This window comes from Streptomyces sp. TRM64462 (genome assembly GCF_013362995.1).
Lineage (GTDB): Bacteria > Actinomycetota > Actinomycetes > Streptomycetales > Streptomycetaceae > Streptomyces.
The window spans coordinates 17,754-39,678 of record NZ_JABWDV010000203.1 but is presented as its reverse complement, the minus strand read 5'-3'; the positions used below and the strand labels follow the sequence as shown (position 1 = coordinate 39,678).

Annotated in this window: 18 protein-coding genes, 1 tRNA gene and 1 riboswitch; of the genes, 13 read left to right on the top strand and 6 right to left on the bottom strand. The window is 71.2% G+C overall.

Features of this window, described 5'->3' with window-relative positions:
- Positions 1-147 precede the first annotated feature (147 nt).
- From HTZ82_RS09330 to HTZ82_RS09290, 9 genes are all read left to right on the top strand, one after another.
- A complete protein-coding gene (locus HTZ82_RS09330) occupies positions 148-1,404 on the top strand; it encodes a cytochrome P450 (RefSeq protein WP_175408840.1) in 1,257 nt (418 codons plus the stop codon).
- Positions 1,405-1,583: 179 nt separating this feature from the next.
- Entirely contained in the window at positions 1,584-2,537 is a 954-nt protein-coding gene (locus tag HTZ82_RS09325) for a transglycosylase family protein (RefSeq protein WP_309235386.1), read from the top strand.
- A 260-nt stretch (positions 2,538-2,797) separates the two neighbouring features.
- Positions 2,798-2,969: riboswitch (cyclic di-AMP (ydaO/yuaA leader) on the top strand.
- 3 nt (positions 2,970-2,972) lie between these two features.
- Positions 2,973-3,668 carry a transglycosylase family protein gene (locus tag HTZ82_RS09320; RefSeq protein ID WP_175408838.1) on the top strand — a complete coding sequence of 232 codons (696 nt, stop codon included), beginning with the start codon at positions 2,973-2,975 and terminating at the stop codon, positions 3,666-3,668.
- Positions 3,669-3,906: 238 nt separating this feature from the next.
- A complete protein-coding gene (gene eno, locus HTZ82_RS09315; protein WP_175408837.1) occupies positions 3,907-5,187 on the top strand; it encodes a phosphopyruvate hydratase in 1,281 nt (426 codons plus the stop codon).
- Between the two features lie 87 nt (positions 5,188-5,274).
- Positions 5,275-5,751, top strand: a complete 477-nt coding sequence (locus tag HTZ82_RS09310) for a septum formation initiator family protein (RefSeq protein WP_175408836.1) — start codon at positions 5,275-5,277, stop codon at positions 5,749-5,751.
- Positions 5,752-5,779: 28 nt separating this feature from the next.
- A complete protein-coding gene (locus HTZ82_RS32130; protein WP_175408835.1) occupies positions 5,780-6,316 on the top strand; it encodes a DUF501 domain-containing protein in 537 nt (178 codons plus the stop codon).
- Positions 6,313-7,227, top strand: a complete 915-nt coding sequence (locus tag HTZ82_RS32125) for a Ppx/GppA phosphatase family protein (RefSeq protein ID WP_175408834.1) — start codon at positions 6,313-6,315, stop codon at positions 7,225-7,227. Before HTZ82_RS32130 ends, HTZ82_RS32125 begins: the two co-directional genes overlap by 4 nt.
- A 360-nt stretch (positions 7,228-7,587) precedes the next feature.
- The gene (locus HTZ82_RS09295) at positions 7,588-8,970 is read left to right on the top strand and encodes an NAD(P)/FAD-dependent oxidoreductase (protein WP_175408833.1); all 1,383 of its coding nucleotides are present in this window, start codon (positions 7,588-7,590) and stop codon (positions 8,968-8,970) included.
- Positions 8,971-9,233: 263 nt separating this feature from the next.
- Positions 9,234-10,541 (top strand): cyclopropane-fatty-acyl-phospholipid synthase family protein, encoded by a 1,308-nt coding sequence (locus tag HTZ82_RS09290; RefSeq protein WP_175408832.1) that lies wholly within the window; start codon positions 9,234-9,236, stop codon positions 10,539-10,541.
- Positions 10,542-10,608: 67 nt separating this feature from the next.
- Here HTZ82_RS09290 and HTZ82_RS09285 read toward each other — a convergent pair whose 3' ends face one another.
- Together HTZ82_RS09285 and HTZ82_RS09280 are read right to left on the bottom strand one after the other, a co-directional pair.
- Positions 10,609-13,140 (bottom strand): ABC transporter permease, encoded by a 2,532-nt coding sequence (locus HTZ82_RS09285; RefSeq protein ID WP_175408831.1) that lies wholly within the window; start codon positions 13,138-13,140, stop codon positions 10,609-10,611.
- Between the two features lie 72 nt (positions 13,141-13,212).
- Positions 13,213-13,983, bottom strand: a complete 771-nt coding sequence (locus HTZ82_RS09280) for an ABC transporter ATP-binding protein (protein WP_175408830.1) — start codon at positions 13,981-13,983, stop codon at positions 13,213-13,215.
- Between the two features lie 381 nt (positions 13,984-14,364).
- On the opposite strand from HTZ82_RS09280, the gene HTZ82_RS09275 reads away from it, so the two are divergent.
- Positions 14,365-14,448 (top strand) — tRNA-Leu (locus HTZ82_RS09275).
- Positions 14,449-14,595: 147 nt separating this feature from the next.
- Positions 14,596-15,474: a Bax inhibitor-1/YccA family protein gene (locus HTZ82_RS09270; protein WP_175408829.1), complete on the top strand. Its 879-nt coding sequence runs from the start codon at positions 14,596-14,598 to the stop codon at positions 15,472-15,474.
- 80 nt (positions 15,475-15,554) lie between these two features.
- On the opposite strand, the gene HTZ82_RS09265 is transcribed toward HTZ82_RS09270, so the two are convergent.
- A complete protein-coding gene (locus tag HTZ82_RS09265) occupies positions 15,555-15,785 on the bottom strand; it encodes a DUF4287 domain-containing protein (RefSeq protein ID WP_175408828.1) in 231 nt (76 codons plus the stop codon).
- 99 nt (positions 15,786-15,884) lie between these two features.
- On the opposite strand from HTZ82_RS09265, the gene HTZ82_RS09260 reads away from it, so the two are divergent.
- The gene (locus tag HTZ82_RS09260; RefSeq protein ID WP_175408827.1) at positions 15,885-16,229 is read left to right on the top strand and encodes a hypothetical protein; all 345 of its coding nucleotides are present in this window, start codon (positions 15,885-15,887) and stop codon (positions 16,227-16,229) included.
- Between the two features lie 64 nt (positions 16,230-16,293).
- Here the strand turns inward: HTZ82_RS09260 and HTZ82_RS09255 are convergent, their stop codons facing one another.
- The 3 genes from HTZ82_RS09255 to HTZ82_RS09245 form a co-directional block, all read right to left on the bottom strand.
- Positions 16,294-17,283, bottom strand: a complete 990-nt coding sequence (locus tag HTZ82_RS09255; RefSeq protein ID WP_175408852.1) for a hypothetical protein — start codon at positions 17,281-17,283, stop codon at positions 16,294-16,296.
- Between the two features lie 220 nt (positions 17,284-17,503).
- Positions 17,504-18,724, bottom strand: a complete 1,221-nt coding sequence (locus HTZ82_RS09250; RefSeq protein ID WP_175408826.1) for an acetyl-CoA C-acetyltransferase — start codon at positions 18,722-18,724, stop codon at positions 17,504-17,506.
- Between the two features lie 484 nt (positions 18,725-19,208).
- Positions 19,209-20,219 (bottom strand): SGNH/GDSL hydrolase family protein, encoded by a 1,011-nt coding sequence (locus HTZ82_RS09245; protein ID WP_175408825.1) that lies wholly within the window; start codon positions 20,217-20,219, stop codon positions 19,209-19,211.
- Between the two features lie 151 nt (positions 20,220-20,370).
- Here HTZ82_RS09245 and HTZ82_RS09240 point away from each other — a divergent pair, with 151 nt between their 5' ends.
- Positions 20,371-21,756 carry a cystathionine beta-synthase gene (locus HTZ82_RS09240; RefSeq protein WP_175408824.1) on the top strand — a complete coding sequence of 462 codons (1,386 nt, stop codon included), beginning with the start codon at positions 20,371-20,373 and terminating at the stop codon, positions 21,754-21,756.
- Positions 21,757-21,925: the final 169 nt, after the last annotated feature.

Here is a 21,925-nt window from a genome sequence, read left to right as displayed (position 1 = left end):
GGACGCACCACCCCAACGGCGAACCGGCAGGCACCGAGGCCAACCCAGGATCCTGCGTTTCCGATAGCACCCGCCCCGGACACAGAATGGCCCTGCCATTCCCTGACGGCGCGCGAGCCCTGTGTCCGGGCCGGATACCGTCGAGGGGTGAACGCCCCGCACCACGACCCCGCCACACCCCCCGAGCTCTTCACCTGGGAGTTCGCCACCGACCCCTACCCCGCGTACGCCTGGCTCCGCGAGCACGCGCCCGTGCACAGGACGCGGCTGCCCAGTGGGGTCGAGGCCTGGCTCGTCACCCGCTACGCCGACGCCAAGCAGGCGCTCGCGGACCAGCGGCTCAGCAAGAACCCGGCCCACCACGACGAGCCCGCGCACGCCAAGGGCAAGACCGGCATCCCGGGCGAACGCAAGGCCGAGCTGATGACGCATCTGCTCAACATCGACCCGCCGGACCACACCCGCCTCCGCAGGCTCGTGTCGAAGGCGTTCACGCCGCGCCGGGTCGCCGCGTTCGCCCCCCGGGTGCAGGAGCTGACGGACCGGCTCATCGACAACTTCGCAACAAAGGGTGAGGCCGACCTCATCCACGAATTCGCCTTTCCGCTCCCCATCTACGCCATTTGCGACATGCTCGGCGTGCCGGCCGAGGACCAGGACGACTTCCGCGACTGGGCGGGGCAGATGATCCGTCACGGGGGCGGGCCGCGCGGCGGGGTCGCGCGCGCCGTCAAGCAGATGCGCGCGTATCTCGTCGACCTCATCCACCGCAAGCGCGAGGACCTCGGGGAAGACCTCATCTCGGGGCTCATCCGCGCCTCCGACCACGGTGAGCACCTCACCGAGAACGAGGCCGCCGCGATGGCGTTCATCCTTCTCTTCGCCGGCTTCGAGACCACCGTCAACCTGATCGGCAACGGTACGTACGCCCTCCTCCGCAACCCCGAGCAGCGCCACCGGCTCCAGCGGTCCCTCGCCGCCGGGGAGAGCGAACTCCTTGCCACCGGAGTGGAGGAACTGCTCCGCTACGACGGCCCGGTTGAGCTCGCGACCTGGCGGTTCGCCACCGAGCCGCTCACCATCGGGGGGCAGCGCATCGAGCCCGGCGACCCCGTCCTCGTCGTCCTCGCGGCCGCCGACCGCGACCCCGAGCGGTTCACCGACCCCGACACGCTCGACCTCGCGCGCCGCGACAACCAGCACCTGGGCTACGGGCACGGCATCCACTACTGCCTCGGCGCACCCCTCGCCCGCCTGGAGGGTCAGGCCGCCCTGGCCACGCTGCTGACCCGCCTCCCGGACCTCCGCCTCGCCGTCGAGCCGGACGAACTCCGGTGGCGCGGCGGGCTCATCATGCGTGGCCTGCGCACCCTTCCCGTACGGTTCACGCCCGAAGAAAAGTGACGCTCCGTCAACACTGTGATCTTCGCGTAATCTCCCCGGCGCCGACTTGTGACTGACGTTCGAATGCCGCTACGTTCACCCCCACCTCAGCAGTCACGCGAAAGGCCCAACGCATGCGCTCCGGGAACGGACGACACCGTCGACCCCGTCAGGCTCCTGCCCTCGTCGTCGCGGCGGGGGTGACCGGATCCGCGATCGCCCTGCCGCTGCTCGGCGCGGGCTCCGCGTCCGCGGCGGACGCCGCCACCTGGGACCGGGTCGCCGAGTGCGAGACCGGCGGCCTGTGGAGCGCCGACCTCGGCAACGGCTACTACGGGGGACTGCAGTTCTCGCAGGAGACCTGGCAGGCGTACGGCGGTACCGCCTACGCCCCGCGCGCCGACCTCGCCAGCCGCGCCGAGCAGATGGACGTCGCCGAGAAGGTTCTCGCCGCGCAGGGCGCCAAGGCGTGGGAGACCTGCGCGCCCATCGCCGGCCTGACTCCGGCCGAGGGCGGTACGACGAGTACCGACACCGACCCGGGCGTCTCGACCGAGCCCGAGGCCTCCCCGACGCTGCTCCCGAGCCCGGCCCCGACGACCCCGACGACCCCGACGGCCCCGCCCCCGTCGGCGGACGCCGACCCGTCCGGTACGCCGGAACCGTCCGCCGACCCCACGGCCCCCGCCGCCCCGGCCGACCCCGCCGTCCCCGACGCCTCGACGTCGCCTTCCCTCCTCCCGTCGCCCGGCGCCACCCCCGCGACGCCCGAGAGCCCCGCCGCGCCCACGCAGGACGCGGGCACCGGATCCGGCACCGGCAAGCACCGCGGCGAGCCGGCCAAGGAGGAGGGGGCCGCCGCCCCGACCGCTCCTGAAGGCGCCAACCCGGGCGAATCCGGCGATTCGGCCACCGGGCGCGAAAACGACAGGCACCCCTCGCGAGGTGACGGAACGGCACGCGGCCTCGACGGCGCGGCCGCCGACGGTACGTACACCGTCCAGCCCGGCGACAATCTCTGGGCCATCGCCGACACTCACGAGCTGCCCGGCGGCTGGACGGCGCTCTACGACGCCAACCGCGCGACCGTCGGCGACGACCCGGACCTCATCCTTCCTGGCCAGAGCCTCGATCTGGGGCAGGAGCAGGGGTAGTCAACAGGCTAAATGTCCGGTTCTGCGCAAGTGAGACAAGAGTCTCTTTGTCCCAACTGGTGTCGCGGCGCCATGCGCTGGGCGCACCCCTTGTCTCACCTGCGCAAACATCGGCCGGTACAGGGCAAGTAGGCGTGGATTGACCCCGATGTCCGCCTTTGAACTCGCGGCGGTGGTGTGCTTACCGTCTTGTCCGCTCGCCACCGCGGGCCCCGCCGACCGGTACGCCTAATCCTGCCGACGGCCGACGGGAACAGTCGACGCTTCGAGCGCCGCAGGCAGGAGCGGGGGACCCAAGGTAGGTGCCGCGCCGGGCCGTTGAGAGACGGCCGGGACGGCTGGGGGTGAAGCCGCACGTCGAGAGACGCGCGGCCGGGCAACTCACAGGCCCGAACCCGACAGCTCACCTCGCAGGCGTCGGTGAGGGGATACGTCATGCTGTTCTCCAGCAAGGGCAAGCACCGCCGTCCGTCGAAGGCCGTCCGTCTCGCCGCGTTCGCCGGCATCACGGGTGCCGCCGTCGCCGCCCCGCTGATGGGCGCGACGACCGCGAACGCCGCGACCGCCGCCGAGTGGGACCGCGTCGCGCAGTGCGAGTCCGGTGGCAACTGGTCCATCAACACCGGCAACGGCTACTACGGCGGCCTGCAGTTCTCCGCCTCCACCTGGGCCGCCTACGGCGGCACCAAGTACGCCCCGACGGCCAACCTGGCCAGCAAGGCGCAGCAGATCGAGATAGCCGAGAAGGTCCTCGCGGGCCAGGGCAAGGGCGCCTGGCCGTCCTGCGGCGTGGGCCTGTCCAGCACCCCGTACGGCGGCGCCGCCGCCGAGCCGGCCGCCCCGGCCAAGACCCAGGCCCCGCAGCCGAAGCAGACGCAGACGCAGCCGAAGCAGCAGTCCACGGAGTCCACCGAGCGCGCCTCGCGCTCCGAGACCCGCACCACCACCCCGAAGGCCAAGACGGTCAAGCAGGGTGACGGCGAGTACACCGTCGTCGCCGGCGACACCCTCGGCAAGATCGCCGAGAAGCAGAAGGTCAAGGGCGGCTGGAAGAAGCTCTACGAGCTGAACAAGGACATCGTCGAGGACGCGGACCTCATCTTCCCGGGCCAGAAGCTCCACCTGAGCTGACGCCCCCCGATGCCGGCCCCGGTTCCGACGTGCTCCCCCGTGCGCGTCGGACCGGGGCCTCTCGCCGCTACCCGCCAGTAGAAACGTGGCGCTTCCTCCCGTAATGCGGGCTCTTGGGTCCTTTTTCGTCCCAGGACGCGGGCGGTCGCCGACCCCGGCGCCCCAGCCGGTTAGGCTCTTGCCGCAAGGACCAACGAAACCCTGCACTCCATGCGTCACATCCCAGAAGGAGATGCTCGTGCCGTCCATCGACGTCGTCGTAGCCCGGGAAATCCTGGACTCCCGAGGCAACCCCACGGTCGAGGTCGAGGTCGGCCTCGACGACGGCAGCACCGGCCGTGCTGCCGTCCCGTCCGGTGCCTCCACCGGTGCGTTCGAGGCCCTCGAGCTCCGCGACGGTGACAAGGACCGCTACCTCGGCAAGGGTGTCGAGAAGGCCGTCCTCGCCGTCATCGAGCAGATCGGCCCGGAGCTCGTCGGCTACGACGCCACCGAGCAGCGGCTGATCGACCAGGCGATGTTCGACCTGGACGCCACCCCGGACAAGTCCTCGCTCGGCGCCAACGCGATCCTCGGTGTCTCGCTCGCCGTCGCGCACGCCGCCGCCGAGGCGTCCGACCTGCCGCTCTTCCGCTACCTGGGCGGCCCGAACGCGCACCTCCTGCCGGTGCCGATGATGAACATCCTGAACGGCGGCTCGCACGCCGACTCCAACGTGGACATCCAGGAGTTCATGATCGCGCCGATCGGCGCCGAGTCGTTCTCCGAGGCCCTCCGCTGGGGCGCCGAGGTCTACCACACCCTCAAGAAGGTCCTGAAGGACAAGGGCCTCTCCACCGGCCTCGGCGACGAGGGCGGCTTCGCCCCGAACCTGGAGTCCAACCGCGCCGCGCTCGACCTCATCCTGGAGGCCATCAAGCAGGCCGGCTACGCCCCGGGCCGTGACATCGCGCTCGCGCTGGACGTCGCCGCGTCCGAGTTCTACAAGGACGGCGCCTACCAGTTCGAGGGCAAGTCCCGCACGGCCGCCGAGATGACCGAGTACTACGCGGAGCTCGTCGACGCGTACCCGCTCGTCTCCATCGAGGACCCGCTGTTCGAGGACGACTGGGACGGCTGGAAGACCATCACCGAGAAGCTCGGCACCAAGGTCCAGCTCGTCGGTGACGACCTGTTCGTCACCAACCCGGAGCGCCTGGCCCGCGGCATCGAGGAGAACTCCGCGAACGCGCTGCTCGTCAAGGTCAACCAGATCGGCTCGCTCACCGAGACCCTGGACGCCGTCGAGCTGGCCCAGCGCAACGGCTTCAAGTGCATGATGTCCCACCGCTCCGGCGAGACCGAGGACGTCACCATCGCCGACCTGGCCGTCGCCACCAACTGCGGCCAGATCAAGACCGGCGCCCCGGCCCGCTCCGAGCGCGTCGCCAAGTACAACCAGCTCCTGCGCATCGAGGAGATCCTCGACGACGCCGCGGTGTACGCCGGGCGCAGCGCCTTCCCGCGCTACAAGGGCTGACATCTGCTGAGGCGGTAGTTACGTACGTCCCCGGCCACGGTCCCGTACCGTGTCCGGGGACGTACGCACGTAAAGAGGAGCGAGCGGATGGCGACGCAGAACCGGGACCGGTTCTCGACCGCGACCAGGCTGCGGCTGCTCGGCGAGCAGACCGCCGCCCGCGTCTACCGCTCGCAGAGCCGCCGCCAGGCGCGCCGCTCCCGGCTCACCGGCCGCGCGGCCTTCCTGGCGCTCGTGGTCTGCTCGATGGTCGTGGCGCTCGCCTACCCGATGCGGCAGTACGTGTCGCAGCGCGGCGAGATCGCCGAGCAGGAGCGGCTGGCGGAGGACGCCGCGGCCCGTGTCGAGCGGCTCCGCGACGAGAAGGCCCGCCTCCAGGACGACGCCTACGTCCGGCGCCTCGCCCGCGAGCACCTGCACTACGTGCTGCCCGGCGAGACCGCCTTCACCATGAACGACCCCGAGACGGCGCGTGAGCGCCGCCGGGACCAGGGCGGCGCCGAGCAACCCTGGTACTCCAACGTCTGGGACGGCGTGGACCGCGCCGACCAGGAGAACCGCTAGTCCGCAGGACCACAGGAACAAGGCAGGCATGGAAACGCCCCCTCCGCAGACCGAACGCACCGAGCCGACCGAGGCCGACGTCGCGGCCTTCAAGGAACAGCTCGGCCGCCCGCCGCGCGGCCTGCGGGCCATCGCGCACCGCTGCCCGTGCGGCGAGCCCGACGTGGTCGAGACGGCCCCGCGGCTCCCCGACGGCACCCCATTCCCCACGACGTACTACCTCACGTGCCCCCGCGCGAACTCCGCGATCGGCACCCTGGAGGCGAACGGCGTCATGAAGGAGATGACCGAGCGGCTCGCCGCCGACCCGGAGCTGGCCGCCGCCTACCGCGCCGCGCACGAGGACTACATCGCCCGCCGCGACGCCATCGAGGTCCTGGCCGGCTTCCCCAGCGCCGGCGGCATGCCGGACCGTGTGAAGTGCCTGCACGTGCTGGTCGCCCACTCGCTGGTCGCGGGCCCGGGCGTGAACCCGCTGGGCGACGAGGCGCTGGCGATGCTGCCCGAGTGGTGGGCGAAGGGCCCGTGCGTCCAGGTCGAGCGTGGCGAGGAGGCCCCGAAGTGACCCGGGTGGCGGCCATCGACTGCGGCACGAACTCCATCCGCCTCCTCGTGGCGGACGTGGACCCGGCGGCGGGCACCGTGACGGACCTGGACCGCCGCATGACCATCGTCCGCCTCGGCCAGGGCGTGGACCGTACGGGCCGGCTGGCGCCGGAGGCGCTGGAGCGGACGTTCGCGGCGTGCCGCGAGTACGCCGCCGTCATCAAGGAACTGGGCGCCGAGCGGCTCCGCTTCGTGGCGACATCCGCCTCGCGCGACGCCGAGAACCGCGACGACTTCGTCCGGGGCGTTCTCGACATCCTGGGCGTGGAGCCCGAGGTCATCAGCGGCGACCAGGAGGCGGAGTTCTCCTTCACGGGCGCCACGAAAGAACTGGACGGCACCGACCAGTACCTGGTGGTGGACATCGGCGGCGGCTCCACGGAGTTCGTCGTGGGCACCGAGCACGTGCTGGCCGCCCGCTCGGTCGACATCGGCTGCGTACGCCTGACGGAGCGCCATGTCCGCAACGACCCGCCCACCGAGGCCGAGACCGCCGCGATCCGCGCCGACATCCACGCCGCCCTGGACCTGGCCGAGCAGACCGTCCCGCTCCGCGAGGCCCGCACCCTGGTCGGCCTGGCCGGTTCGGTGACGACGGTCGCCGCCATCGCCCTGGGCCTGGAGGAGTACGACTCGGCGGCCATCCACCGCTCCCGCATCCCCTACGAGCAGGTCGCCGAGGTCACCGGCCGCCTCCTCGCCATGACCCACGACGAGCGCGCCGCGATCCCGGTCATGCACGAGGGCCGGGTCGACGTGATCATCGCCGGCGCGATGGTGCTGCGCGAGCTCATGGAGCGCGTCGGCGCCCGCGAGGTCGTGGTCAGCGAACACGACATTCTGGACGGAATCGCCTGGTCCGTCGTCTGAGGCACGTGCCGCCGGAAAAACTTCGTGAAGTTCTTCACAAGGAAAAGGGCCCTGATGGGGGGCTCCAAGGGCCTTGCGACCCTTACGGACACCCGTCAGGGCGACACGGCGGCCCATCTTTCGTAACCCCAGGCGCGTTTCGGCCATGTGAACGAAGGTGGTGGTCTGCGGTTACGGAGGGCTCTCCGTAGCAGTTCACGGGGGGTGAGGGGGTGGTGAACAACGTCTTCCGTTACACCCTGGTTCCCGGTGCCTGCCATGACCTCGGTCACGTGGGCGGCGGAGTGTAGCAGAGGTCTCCCCGAACCTTGTGAAGGGGCGCACGAGCGACCCCTCGGAAGGGGGTGGATACTCGATGCCATGAGCACCACGGAGCGTCCCAGGATCCTCGTAGTAGGCGGAGGGTACGTAGGCCTGTACGCAGCTCGACGCATTCTGAAGAAGATGCGCTACGGCGAGGCGACCGTCACGGTCGTCGACCCGCGCTCGTACATGACGTACCAGCCCTTCCTCCCCGAAGCCGCCGCCGGCAGCATCTCGCCGCGGCACGTCGTCGTCCCGCTGCGACGCGTGCTGCCCAAGGCCGAGGTCCTCACCGGCCGGGTCACCACCATCGACCAGGACCGCAAGGTCGCGACGATCGCGCCGCTCGTCGGCGAGGCGTACGAGCTGCCGTTCGACTACCTGGTCATCGCGATGGGCGCGGTCTCCCGCACCTTCCCGATCCCCGGCCTCGCCGAGCAGGGCATCGGCATGAAGGGCATCGAGGAGGCCATCGGCCTGCGCAACCACGTACTCGAGCAGCTCGACAAGGCCGACTCGACCACCGACGAGGAGGTCCGCCGCAAGGCGCTGACCTTCGTCTTCGTCGGCGGTGGCTTCGCCGGCGCGGAGACCGTCGGCGAGGTCGAGGACATGGCCCGCGACGCCGCCAAGTACTACACCAACGTGTCCCGCGAGGACATGCGCTTCGTCCTGGTCGACGCCGCGGACAAGATCCTCCCCGAGGTCGGTCCCAAGCTCGGCACGTACGGCAAGGAGCACCTCGAAGGCCGCGGCGTCGAGGTCTACCTGAACACGTCCATGGAGTCCTGCGTCGACGGCCACGTGGTGCTGAAGAACGGCCTCGAGGTCGACTCCAACACGATCGTGTGGACCGCCGGTGTCAAGCCGAACCCGGCCCTGTCCCGCTTCGGCCTGCCGCTCGGCCCCCGCGGCCACGTCGACTGCGACACGACGCTCCAGGTCAAGGGCACCGACTACATCTGGGCCGCGGGCGACAACGCCCAGGTCCCGGACCTCGTCGGCCGCAAGGCGGGCAACGAGAACGCCTGGTGCCCGCCGAACGCCCAGCACGCGCTGCGGCAGGCCCGTGTCCTCGGCGACAACGTGGTGTCCGGCATGCGCGGCTTCCCGCAGAAGGACTACGAGCACGCCAACAAGGGCGCGGTCGCCGGTCTCGGCCTGCACAAGGGCGTCGCGATGATCGTCATGGGCAAGATGAAGATCAAGCTCAAGGGCCGTCTCGCCTGGTACATGCACCGCGGCTACCACGGTCTGGCCATGCCGACCTGGAACCGCAAGATCCGCGTCTTCGCGGACTGGACGCTCGCGATGTTCCTGAAGCGCGAGGTCGTCTCGCTCGGCGCCATCGAGTCGCCGCGCGAGGAGTTCTACGAGGCCGCCAAGCCGGCCCCGAAGCCCGCTGCCGCCTCCACGCCGGAGAAGGCCAAGGCGTCCTGACGCCTCGCTTCACCTGAACGCCCCGAGGGGCCGCCCGCCATCCGTGGTGCGGGCGGCCCCTCGCGGCGTTCCCCCACGCCCGCTCCCACACGCCCGTTCCCACACCCCCGGCCGGGGGCGGACGGGAGCGCGCCGGAGCGGGCCGTGTACTGCCGGGGCGTAAATTGCTGCGACGCGGCGTGGTTTCGGGACTGCATTCCGTGGTGCTCGGTGTTTACGTGGTGCAGAGCACTACTGGGATCACCCTCACGGAGGTGTGCACCATGTCCGACGCCGCTTCGCGGCTGGCCGCGCTCGCCGAGGACCTGCTGGGCGTCCCGTTCCCGGTGCGGATCCGGGCCTGGGACGGGAGTGAGGCCGGGCCGCCCGGGGCTCCCGTGCTGATCGTCCGCCACCGCCGGGCCCTGCGCCGCCTGGCGTGGAAGCCGGGCGAACTGGGCCTCGCGCGGGCCTGGGTGGCGGGGGAGCTCGACGTGGAGGGCGACCTCTACGAGGGCCTCGACCTGCTCGCCGGGCTCCTCTGGGAGCGGGACGACGCAGGACTGCGGGGCGCCCTGCGCTCCGTACGCGACCCCCGGCTGCGCTCAGCCGCCCGCGAGCTGCTGCGCCTCGCCGGGCCGTGGCCGCCGCCCGCGCCGCCCGCGGAGGAGGTCAGGCGCCGCAGCGGCCCCCTCCACACCAAGCAGCGCGACCGGCAGGCCATCAGCCACCACTACGACGTCGGCAACGACTTCTACGAGCTGGTCCTCGGCCCGTCCATGGTCTACTCGTGCGCCTACTGGACCGACGGCGGCACCCTGGAGGAGGCCCAGTACGACAAGCTGGAGCTGATCTGCCGCAAGCTCGCCCTGAAGGAGGGCGACCGGCTCCTGGACGTCGGCTGCGGCTGGGGCTCCATGGCCATGCACGCCGCCCGCCACCACGGCGCCACCGTCGTCGGCATCACGCTCAGCTCCGAACAGGCCGCGTACGCCCGCAAGCGCGTCGCCGACGAGGGCCTCACCGACCGCGTCGAGATCCGCGTCCAGGACTACCGCGACGTCCGCGACGGCCCGTACGACGTGATCTCCTCCATCGGCATGGCCGAGCACGTCGGCGCCGTCGGCTACCGCGCCTACGCCGACACCCTGTACGGCCTGCTCAAGCCGGGCGGCCGGCTCCTCAACCACCAGATCTCGCGCCGCCCCGAGCCGAGGGAGGAGGAGTACCGCGTCGACCCGTTCATCGACGCGTACGTCTTCCCCGACGGCGAGCTCGCCCCCATCGGCCGCACGACCGCGACCCTGGAGGAGGCCGGCTTCGAGGTCCGCGACATCGAGGCCATCCGCGAGCACTACGCCCTGACGCTGCGCCGGTGGGTCGCCAACCTGGAGGACCACTGGGACGAGGCCGTACGTCTCACCTCACCCGCCCGCGCCCGCGTCTGGCGCCTCTACATGGCCGCGTCGGCGCTGGCGTTCGAACGCAACCGGATCGGTGTGAACCAGGTGCTCGCCGTGCGGACCCACGGCAGCGGCACGTCCGGGCTGCCGCTGCGCAGCCGCGTCTGGACCGAGAACAGCGGCAGTTGACGCGGGAAGGGCCGGGCTCCCGTGGGGGAGCCCGGCCCTTCGGCCGTACGGTTCTTCCGCTCTTCCGCTACTCGGCCTTGATGGCGTTGAGCATGTTCAGCTTCGCGGCGCTGCGGGCCGGCCACATGGCGGCCAGGACACCGACGAGCCCGGCGAGGACCAGGAAGACCGCGATGCGGTCCCACGGCAGGACCAGCGCGTAGTCCGGCAGGCTGTTCTTGATGGTCTCGCCGATCGCCCAGCCGAGGAACGAGCCCAGGACGATGCCGACGACCGCGCCGAACAGCGAGATGACCACGGCCTCCAGACGGACCATCCGCTTCACGCGCCGCTGGTCCAGGCCGATCGCCCGCAGCATGCCGATCTCCTGCTGCCGCTCGAACACCGACATGGCCAGCGTGTTGACGACCCCGAGGACCGCGATGACCAGGGCCATCGCCAGCAGCGCGTACATGATGTTCAGCATCATGTTGATCATGCCGCCGAACTCGTCGCGGATGGCCTGCTTGTCCATGACGCCGATGGCGGGGTTGTCACCGAGCGCGTCGATCAGCGCCTTCTCGTTCGCGGCCGACGCCCCGCCGTCCATCTTGACGAAGATCTGCGCGATGTACGGCTGCGCGTCGTGCGGCTCGACGACCTTGGTGTCGACGAGCACGGGGGACACGAACTCGCTGTCCTTGAAGACCGCGCCGACCGTGAGCTCGCCCTTCTTGTCGTCGTCGAACGTCACGGGAAGGGTGTCGCCGACCTTCCAGCCCTGCTTCTCGGCGGTCTTCTCGGCGACGGCGATCTTCCCCGTGCCGAGGGAGTCCAGCGATCCGCTGACCGTCTCGATCTTCAGGACCTGACCGATGTCACGGGGATCGACCGCCGACGCGGCCACCCAGTTGTCCTTCACCTCGAAGGAGGCGGCCTGCTGCGGTGAGACGGCCGTGACGCCCGGAGCCTTCTCCAGGGCCTGGAGCGCGGACCGGTCGAGGCTCTCGCCGGTGGCCATCGCCACCATGTAGTCGGCCTTGATCTGGTCCGTGGTCATCCTGTCGACGGCCTGGCCGACCGTGACGCCCAGCACCGACAGACCGGTCACCAGGGTCAGGCCGATCGCCAGCATCGACGCGGTGGCACCCGTACGGCGCGGATTGCGCACCGCGTTCTGACCGGCGAGCTTGCCGGCGACCTTGAACACGCCGTCCAGCAGCGGCCGCAGCAGGGCGACGACCGGCCGGGCCAGCACCGGCGCCATCATGATGACGGCGACGAGAGCGAAGAACGCACCGCCCGCGATGGCGAGCTGCCCCACGTCGCCGGCCTTGATCGCGCCCAGGACGACGAGGCCTCCGCCGATCAGGGTGACGATTCCGCCGATGATGTTGCGGACGAGGAGCGAGCGCGGGCTGCTCTCCGCGTGCACGCTGCTCATCGCCGCGACCGGCGGGATCTTCGCCGCGCGGCGGCCGGGGAGCCAGGCGGCGAGCATGGTGACCGCGAGGCCGACGCACAGGGACGCGATCACCGGGGTGGCCCCGATGACGAGCGGGCCGTCCGGCACCTTCATCTCGAAGGCGGCCATGCCCGAGCGCAGCCCGGCCGCGAGGCCGATGCCCAGGGCGAAGCCGATCGCGGAGGCGAGGAGCCCGACGATCGCGGCCTCGGCCAGCACCGAGCGGCTGACCTGGCGGCGCGACGCGCCGACGGCCCGCATCAGCGCTACCTCCTTGGTGCGCTGGGCGACCAGCATCGCGAAGGTGTTGTAGATCAGGAAGATGCCGACGAAGAGCGCGATGGCGGCGAAGGCGAGCAGCACCTTGTTGAGGGCGCCCAGGCCCTCCTCGATGTCCTTGGCCTGCTGGTCGGCGAGGGCCTGGCCGGTCTGCGCCACGGCGTTGTCCGGCAGCAGCGGCACGACCGCGTCGAGGATCTTGCCGTCGTCGGCGCCGGGGGCGGCGGTGACGGTGACGTCCTTGAAGTAGCCGGGCTTGAGGTAGAGCTGCTGCGCGGTCTTCGTCTCGAACAGGACGAGGCTGCCGCCGGCGCTCACGGCACCGTCGTCGGTGGTGAACACACCCTGGAGGGTGTACTCCTTCACCGGGCCGTTGGTGGCGACGCGGACGGTGTCACCGACCTTGTACCGGCCCTTGTCGGCGGTGTCCTTGTCCAGGGCGATCTGCCCGGCCGCCGTCGGCCCGCCGCCCTCGACGAACCGGTACCGGGAGTCCTCGCCGTCCTTGCCTGGGGCGAAGTTGGCGCCCTTGTTGGACCAGCCGACGCCGATCAGCTTGCCGTCCGGGTCGGGCACACCGGCGAACCCGTCGACGCGGCCGGTGGCGGAGACGACCCCGGCCAGCTTGCCGATCCGGTCGACGGCGGCCTGGGAGACGCCCGGCTCCTGCTTGCCGTCGGTCTCGTTCGCGTACGAGGTGACGGCGACGGCGACGTTGTCGTAGCTCTTGGCGGACTGGTTGCGGAAGGCCTGGTTGAGGGTGTCGGTGAAGACCAGGGTGCCGGAGACGAAGGCCACGCCGAGCATCACGGCGAGCACGGTCATCAGCAGCCTGGCCTTGTGCGCGAGCACATTGCGCAGGGCGGTACGGAACATGAGGTCTGAGTCCTGGAGTGGTGTCCGGTGACGTGTGGGCGGTACGGAGGGGGCCGGCCGGCGGCCCCGAGGTCAGCTCGTGCGCCCCTTGGTGTCGAACTCCTTCATGCGGTCGAGGACGCCGTCCGCCGTGGGGTGGAGCATCTCGTCGACGATCCGGCCGTCCGCGAGGAAGATGACCCGGTCCGCGTACGACGCGGCGACGGGGTCGTGGGTGACCATGACGACGGTCTGCCCCAGCTCCCGTACGGAGTTCCGCAGGAAGCCCAGCACTTCGGCACCGGACCGCGAGTCCAGGTTTCCGGTGGGCTCGTCACCGAAGATGATGTCGGGCCGGGAGGCCAGCGCGCGCGCCACGGCCACGCGCTGCTGCTGACCGCCGGAGAGCTGCGCCGGCCGGTGGCTCAGCCGCCCGGACAGGCCGAGCATGTCGATGACCCGGTCCACCCACTGCTTGTCGGGCTTCCGCCCGGCGATGTCCATCGGAAGGGTGATGTTCTCCAGCGCGGTGAGCGTGGGCAGCAGGTTGAAGGCCTGGAAGATGAACCCGATCTTGTCGCGGCGAAGCTGCGTCAGCTGCTTGTCCTTCAGCGCCCCGAGCTCGACGTCACCGATCCGCGCGGACCCGCTGGAGAAGGTGTCAAGGCCGGCCACACAGTGCATCAGGGTCGACTTGCCGGAGCCGGAGGGGCCCATGATCGCGGTGAACTCGCCCTGCGGGAACTCCACGGTCACCCGGTCCAGGGCGACCACCTGGGTCTCGCCCTGTCCGTAGACCTTGGACAGATCCGTGGCGCGGGCGGCCACCGCGGTGGCGCGGCGTGCGGTCGGGGTGGGGATCACGAGGGGGACTCCTGTCACGGCTGACGTTCTTCGAGGACCCCTCCATCGTCGGCGCCGCCACCCCCGCGGGGCGTCCGTCCGCATGCCCGTTCGCTGGGCCGTCTGGAGTCGGACCGCGGGACCCGTCCCTCCTCCTGAGGTATGACGGCGCCCCTGAGACCGCCGCTCGGCGCGACGCGCCGTGGAGGGGCGGCGACTTTCCGTCATTCCGTGGGAAGGGGATGTGCGCCCGCGAACCCCGCGCCACTGCTGCGCAACGCCCCGCGTGTCTGCTGACGCTCCCTCAGACGTCAATAAAATAAGACAACATCGGGTCACTCTTCCGCTGTTCGGGGGACTCACCCGGATAGGCTCGTGTGCTGACGCGGAGCCGCGTGCCTTGCCCGGATGGTGGAACGCAGACACGGCGAGCTTAAACCTCGCTGGCCTTTGGCCGTGCCGGTTCGAGTCCGGCTCCGGGCACCACCGCTCGAAGCGATGGACTGAACGGATCTGTCGATACGGGATCGATATGCGGGAAGGGAAAGATCCTCCCCGAGCACTAGGGTGTTTGCTTTGCTCCCCCATTACTCTTGTCCCGAGGCCGCGCCCGGCGGCCATCGGAGGAGTGAGATGAGGAGCAGCAACCCGGTCTTCTCGCGACAGGGGTTCAGCCGCGACAACGGCTACGCGGGCTTCAACGCGCAGCAGCAGGCCGGGGGCCCCGCCGCTGGAACCGACCCGTACGCGACGAATCCGTACGCCACCAACCCCTACGCCCAGCAGGACACCCAGCTCGGTGCACCCGGGCAGGCGCCGGCGCGGTCCGGCGCCATGACCATCGACGACGTGGTGTCGCGCACCGCCATCACGCTCGGCACGGTCTTCGTCACCGCCGCGCTCGCGTGGTTCCTGCTGCCGGTCGACCCGGCGAACCTCACGAAGTCGTACGGCATCGGCATCGGCGCGGCCCTGGTGGCCTTCGTCCTCGCGATGGTCCAGTCGTTCAAGCGCAAGGCGTCGCCCGCGCTGATCCTGGCGTACGCGGCCTTCGAGGGTGTCTTCCTCGGCGTCATCTCCAGCGCCGTCACGACGTACGTCGCCGCGGGCGCCGTCCCGCAGGCCGTGCTCGGCACGATGTCGGTGTTCGCCGGTGTGCTCATCGCGTACAAGATGCGCTGGATCCGCGTCACCCGCCGCTTCTACGGCTTCGTGATGGCCGCCGCGATGGGCTTCGTGCTGCTGATGGCGGTCAACATGCTGTTCGCCGTGTTCGGCGGCGGTGACGGCCTCGGCTTCCGCAGCGGCGGCCTGGGCATCATGTTCGGCATCATCGGCATCATCCTCGGTGCCTGCTTCCTCGCCCTGGACTTCAAGCAGGTCGAGGACGGCATCACCTACGGCGCCCCGCGCCAGGAGGCGTGGCTGGCGGCCTTCGGCCTCACGGTGACGCTGGTGTGGATCTACACCGAGTTCCTGCGCCTCATCGCGATCCTGCAGGGCGACGACTGAGTCTCCGTCCGCATCGCGTGAAAGGGCCCGCCCGGCAGCCGCCGGGCGGGCCCTTCCGCATGGTCTCTCGTCGTCCTCTCTCAGAGCAGCTTGCGCGCGGCGCGCCTCAGGTCGTACTCGTGGATGATCGCTTTCGCGTGCCCGTAGGCGAGATCGTGTTCGCTCCGGAGCCAGCTGACCTTCTCCTCGAAGCGAGCGAGGGAAGGGCCTTCCTCGACGGTGCGAAGCCACTCGGCTACTTCACGGCCGGTGCAGTGGGGAATGCGGGAGAGCAGATTTCGATGGGTCTCTTCGGAGAAGACGTGGGACATCGGCGCCTCCGGACGCTTTGCGCGTGTGCTCCTTCACGTCACGGTGCCCTAGCGTTCGGCCGTTGGCAACAGTGCCGTCACGGCGCATAGGGTCGCGGGGTGCCTGAAACGAGTGAACTGACCGAGGCCGTGGGGCGGCTCGCCGACCGGCTGCGGGCCGCCCCGCAGAGCCGCCTCCAGCGCGGCGCGGCCGCCGAAGGGCTGACGCTGGCCCGGGAGTTGGCGCTGCGCGCCCAGCGGCTCGAAGCCCCGGAGGCGGCGCCCAGGACCATGCCGGACGCCGGGATCTTCGCCGTCGCGGACCAGCTGACCGTCGCCGGAACGGATTTCGCGGAGGCGTGGCGTGCCGCTCGCGGGCGGGGCGAGGGCGAGGACGCGCTGCGGACCGAGCTGGAGAGCGCCGTACGGCTCGTACGGGAGGCGGCCGCGCGGGCCGGGCTGTAGGTCCTGTCCTGGCAGCCCGGCAGCCCGGCAACCCGGCAGCCGGGCAGCCCGGGCAGCCGGCGGGCTACAGTGACGCGATGACGCGGTCGGCCAGGATGTAGACGTTGTCGTCCGCGCCGCCGCCCGCGCCGCAGGAGAACGTCAGGGCGTATGCGCCGGAGACCCCCGAGCCGCCCAGCAGGACGGGCGTCGAGCCGGCGCGCAGGGCGTCCGCGAGCCGCTCGGCGGTCTCCCGGTGGCCGGGCGTCATGCACAGGGTCGTACCGTCCGCGAACACGTACACGTCGAGGGTGCCGAGCGGGCCGGGCCGTACGTCGGTGAGCGCCGTGCGGGCGGCGGCCAGCTCCTCCAGGCGGGCCACCGTGCGCTCGTGGTCGGTGACGACCGGCGTCCGCACGGGCACGAAGTCCGGGTGGGACGGGTGGCGGCGGCGGGCCGCGGCCAGCTCCGCCGAGTCCTCGGGGTATTCGGTGGCCGCATCGCCCGCGCCGGCACCCGCCGGCTCCGGCAGGTCGCCGGCGAAGTCCGGGAGCTCCGCGAGGCCGGTCAGCGGGTCCAGCGCGTCGAGGGCGTCCAGCGGGTCGAGCGCGTCCAGGGGCTCGGCGCCGTCGCCGTACTCACCGTCCAGGTCCAGCGCCTCCAGGCCGATGAAGTCCGCCTGGCGGGGCACGAAGTACGGGCCGTCGTCACCGGCGGCGCCCAGCGGGCCGGCCGTGCCGCCCAGCAGGGACGCGGGGGAGTCGGCGGCGTCCCGCGCCTCCTGGGCGGCCCAGAACGCCCGGGCCTCGGCCAGCTCGCGCTCCCGCTCCTCGGCCAGGGCCTCCGCGACCGCGGCCCGTATCTCGTCGGCCGTGGTCGGCTCGTTCGAGCGGGCGTGCGGCACGGTGGGGGTGGTCTGCGCGGCCGGGGCGTCCGTCGTGGCCGGCGCGGTGCGGGCGGCGGCCAGATCGTCGCGCAGGGCGGTGATCTGCCTGCGCAGTCCGTGGGCGGCGTGCAGCGCAGCGGCGCCCACGGCCGTGGCGGTGGCCGTGGTCAGCAGCAGGGCGAGAGACATGGCGCTCACTGACTTACTCCCGGTTTCAATCGATCCCCCGCACTTCCTACATCAGCTTGTCCTGGCCATGGCCCCGCTGTCAGTGCATTACGTCACGAATTGGACAGGTTTATTCGGCCGGTGTTTACCGCTCCCACGGCTGTGACCTGCATAAACGAATCTCCCCCGGAGATAGGTCACATCCTGGGGGAGATTCGGTCACGGCTGGGACGCGACGGGCTTAAGAGAGCCGCTCGATGACCATCGCCATGCCCTGGCCGCCGCCCACGCACATGGTCTCCAGACCGAACTGCTTGTCGTGGAACTGCAGGCTGTTGATGAGCGTGCCGGTGATGCGCGCGCCCGTCATGCCGAAGGGGTGGCCCACGGCGATGGCGCCGCCGTTGACGTTCAGCTTGTCGAGCGGGATGCCGAGGTCGCGGTACGAGGGGATCACCTGGGCGGCGAACGCCTCGTTGATCTCGACCAGGTCGATGTCGTCGATGGTCAGCCCGGCCCGCCGCAGGGCCTGCTTGCTGGCCTCGACCGGGCCGAGGCCCATGATCTCGGGGGACAGACCGGAGACGCCGGTGGAGACGATCCGGGCCAGCGGGGTCAGGCCCAGTTCGCGCGCCTTGGTGTCGGACATGATGACGAGCGCGGCGGCGCCGTCGTTGAGCGGGCAGCAGTTGCCCGCGGTGACCAGCCCGTCGGGGCGGAACACCGGCTTCAGGCCCTGGACGCCCTCCATGGTGACGCCGGCGCGCGGGCCGTCGTCCTTGCTGACGACCGTGCCGTCGGGGAGCGTGACCGGGGTGATCTCCCGCTCCCAGAAGCCGTTCTTGATGGCCTGCTCGGCCAGGTTCTGGGACCGTACGCCGAACTCGTCCATGTCCTGGCGGGTCACGCCCTTCAGCCGGGCGAGGTTCTCGGCGGTCTGGCCCATCGCGATGTACGCGTCGGGCACCAGGCCGTCCTCACGCGGGTCGTGCCAGTCCGTGCCCTCCTGCTGGGCGCGGGCGGCGGTACGGGCCTCGGCCTCCGCGAAGAACGGGTTGTGCGTGTCGGGGAGCGTGTCGGAGTTGCCCTTGGTGAAGCGGGACACCATCTCCACGCCGGCGGAGATGAACACGTCGCCCTCGCCCGCCTTGATGGCGTGCATCGCCATACGGGACGTCTGCAGCGACGAGGAGCAGTAGCGGGTGATCGTGCAGCCGGGCAGGTGGTCCATACCCATCTGCACGGCGACGATCCGGCCCAGGTTGTTGCCCTGCTCGCCGCCGGGGAGGCCGCAGCCGAGCATCAGGTCGTCGATGTCACGCGGGTCGAGCCCGGGGACCTTGGCGAGGGCGGCCTGGATGATCGTGGCGGTCAGGTCGTCGGGGCGGAGGTCCTTCAGGGAGCCCTTGAAGGCCCGGCCGATGGGGGAACGGGCAGCAGAGACGATCACGGCTTCGGGCATCACGGCGCTCCTGGGTGACGGGTGCGGGACTCAGGGGGAAGTTACCCCCACGTAGAGCGCGGGGTCACTGCACCGGGGGTGTGACCCCCACCGCATTTCTAAGCGAGCGCTCAGCGCTTGCGCCGGGCGGGTTGCGCGAGGCGCCTCGCGGCGGGCGTCCGGGCCACGGGCACCGCCCCGGTGGGCTGTGCCCACCCGTTCCTCCCCCAAGCACTTCGTGCAGGGGGGACCCCCAGCGGAACGCCTGCCCACAGCGGTGACCGGCACACGTGCCGCCCTGCATGGCGCGGGCGGTTCGCTCAAGCACGGACGAGGCGCAAGCGCGGCGGTCCTTGGCAGGCGGGGGCATCCGGGGGAGGCGTCGAACTGCTGTGGGCATGCGTTCCTCCCCCAAGGACTTCGTCCAGGGGGTACCCCCAGGGCGGAACGGGTGGGCACAGCCCACCCGGGCGCTGCGCTGGAAAGGGCGCTCGCCCCTGGGGCCTCAGGGGCCGACCTCCGGGGCCTCGGCGCCCGGGGATTCCGGGGCGGTGGTGGACTCCGTGAGGCGGCGGCGGCGCCGGTGCTTGAGGAGGGCCCACGGCGCGCGGGCGCCCGTGACCTCCGTACCCGCCTCCGCCGCGGCCTCCGCCGCCGCGACCGCCACCGGCAGCAGCCCCTCCCGCCGGTCCGCCTCCAGCCGCTCCGGCTCCGGCCACACCCCCAGCACCGCGCACACCGTCGGCAGCACCGCCATCGCCGCCGTCGCGTACCCCTCCGCCGAGGGGTGGTAGTTGTCGACGCCGAACATCTCCCGCGGGTTCGCCGCGAACTCAGGACCCAGCAGGTCGCCCAGCGACACCGTACGTCCCCCCTGCTCTACCACCACGATCGTCTGCGCGGCCGCGAGCTGCCGCGAGAGCCGTCGCGCCAGCCACCGCAGCGGCTGGTACACCGGCTCGATCGTGCCCAGGTCCGGGCACGTGCCCACGACCACCTCCGCGCCCGCGTCCCGCAGCCGCCGCACCGCCTCCGACAGGTACCGCACCGAAGCCGTGAGCGGCACCCGGTGTGTGACGTCGTTCGCGCCGATCATCACCACGCACACGTCCGGGACGCGCCCCGGGTGCGCGAGCAGCAGCGTGACCTGCCGTTCCAGGTCGTCCGACCGGGCCCCCGGCAGGGCCACGTTCCGCAGCTCGACGGACCGCTCGGCGACCTGTGCGAGACCGGACGCGAGCAGCGCGCCCGGGGTCTGCCCCGCCCGCCGTACGCCCTGCCCGGCGGCCGTGGAGTCGCCCAGCAGGGCGAGCCGCAGTGGCACGCCGTCGAAGCCCCGCCCGTACAGCCCGTCCGCCGCCGGAGGCAGCGGCGCGACCCCGCCGCCCACGGACCGCTTCGCCAGCTGCACCTCGGCCAGCACCACCCCGACCGCCGCGACGCCGAGCAGCCCGAGGCCACCGCCCCCGTACGCAGCGCCCGCGGCGATCCGCCGTGCCACTCTCGCCCTCGACATAGGGGCAAGCCACCTCCTCCGCTCCGGACCACGTCCCGGCCTCGCTCCGGTCTCCGTGCCGTCTGTGAGCTAACTGCCCCGGAAGCACGTCCGCCTACGCATCCACTCGGCTTACGCTGGCTGGACCATTACGGAGACCCCGGAGACTTACGTGCAGATCCACGACTCGATGATCAGCCTCGTCGGCAACACCCCGCTGGTGAAGCTCAACAGCGTGACCGCGGGCCTTCAGGCCACGGTCCTGGCCAAGGTCGAGTACTTCAACCCGGGCGGTTCGGTCAAGGACCGCATCGCCCTGCGCATGATCGAGGCGGCCGAGAAGAGCGGCGAGCTCAAGCCCGGCGGCACCATCGTCGAGCCGACGTCCGGCAACACCGGAGTCGGTCTGGCGATCGTGGCCCAGCAGAAGGGCTACAAGTGCATCTTCGTCTGCCCCGACAAGGTGTCGACCGACAAGATCAATGTGCTGCGCGCGTACGGTGCCGAGGTCGTCGTCTGTCCGACGGCGGTCGACCCGGAGCACCCGGACTCGTACTACAACGTCTCCGACCGGCTCGTCCGTGAGACGCCCGGCGCCTGGAAGCCCGACCAGTACTCGAACCCGAACAACCCGCGTTCCCACTACGAGACGACCGGCCCCGAGCTGTGGGAGCAGACGGACGGGAAGATCACCCACTTCGTCGCGGGCGTCGGCACGGGCGGCACCATCTCCGGCACCGGCCGCTACCTCAAGGAGGTCAGCGACGGCACAGTGAAGATCATCGGCGCGGACCCGGAGGGCTCCGTCTACTCGGGCGGCTCGGGGCGTCCGTACCTGGTCGAGGGTGTCGGCGAGGACTTCTGGCCGTCCGCGTACGACCGGAACGTGACGGACGAGATCGTCGCCGTCTCCGACAAGGACTCCTTCCAGATGACCCGCCGCCTCGCCAAGGAGGAGGGCCTGCTGGTCGGCGGCTCCTGCGGCATGGCGGTCGTCGCCGCGCTGCGCGTCGCGGAGGGCCTGGGCCCGGACGACGTGGTGGTCGTCCTGCTGCCCGACAGCGGCCGCGGCTATCTGTCGAAGATCTTCAACGACGAGTGGATGGCCGACTACGGCTTCCTGGAGGAGGCCGGCCCGTCCGCGAGCGTCGGCGACGTGCTCCGCGACAAGGAGGGCGCCATCCCGAAGCTGGTGCACATGCACCCGGACGAGACGGTCGGCGAGGCCATCGAGGTGCTCCGCGAGTACGGCGTGTCCCAGATGCCCGTCGTGAAGCCGGGCGCCGGGCACCCGGACGTCATGGCCGCCGAGATCGTCGGCTCGGTCGTGGAGCGGGAGCTGCTGGAGGCGCTGTTCACGCAGCGCGCCTCGCTGAACGACCCGCTGGAGAAGCACCTGAGCGCCCCGCTGCCGCAGGTCGGCTCCGGTGAGCCGGTGGAGGACCTGATGTCGGTGCTCGGCCGGGCCGACGCGGCGATCGTGCTGGTGGAGGGCAAGCCGACGGGCGTGGTGAGCCGCCAGGACCTGCTGGCGTTCCTGGCGCGCGACGCCAAGTAGCGCGCGGGGGGCTCGCCTTCGCGTAAACGGTACGAGCACGTCACGTACCGGCAGCACCCGCTTAACACGGGTCCTGCACCGTGGAGTTGTCGGCGTCACGGACTACGGAGCGGCTCCCGGACCTCCCACGACGCCGCCGGACGCGGAGACCGGCCCTGACCCGGGCCCG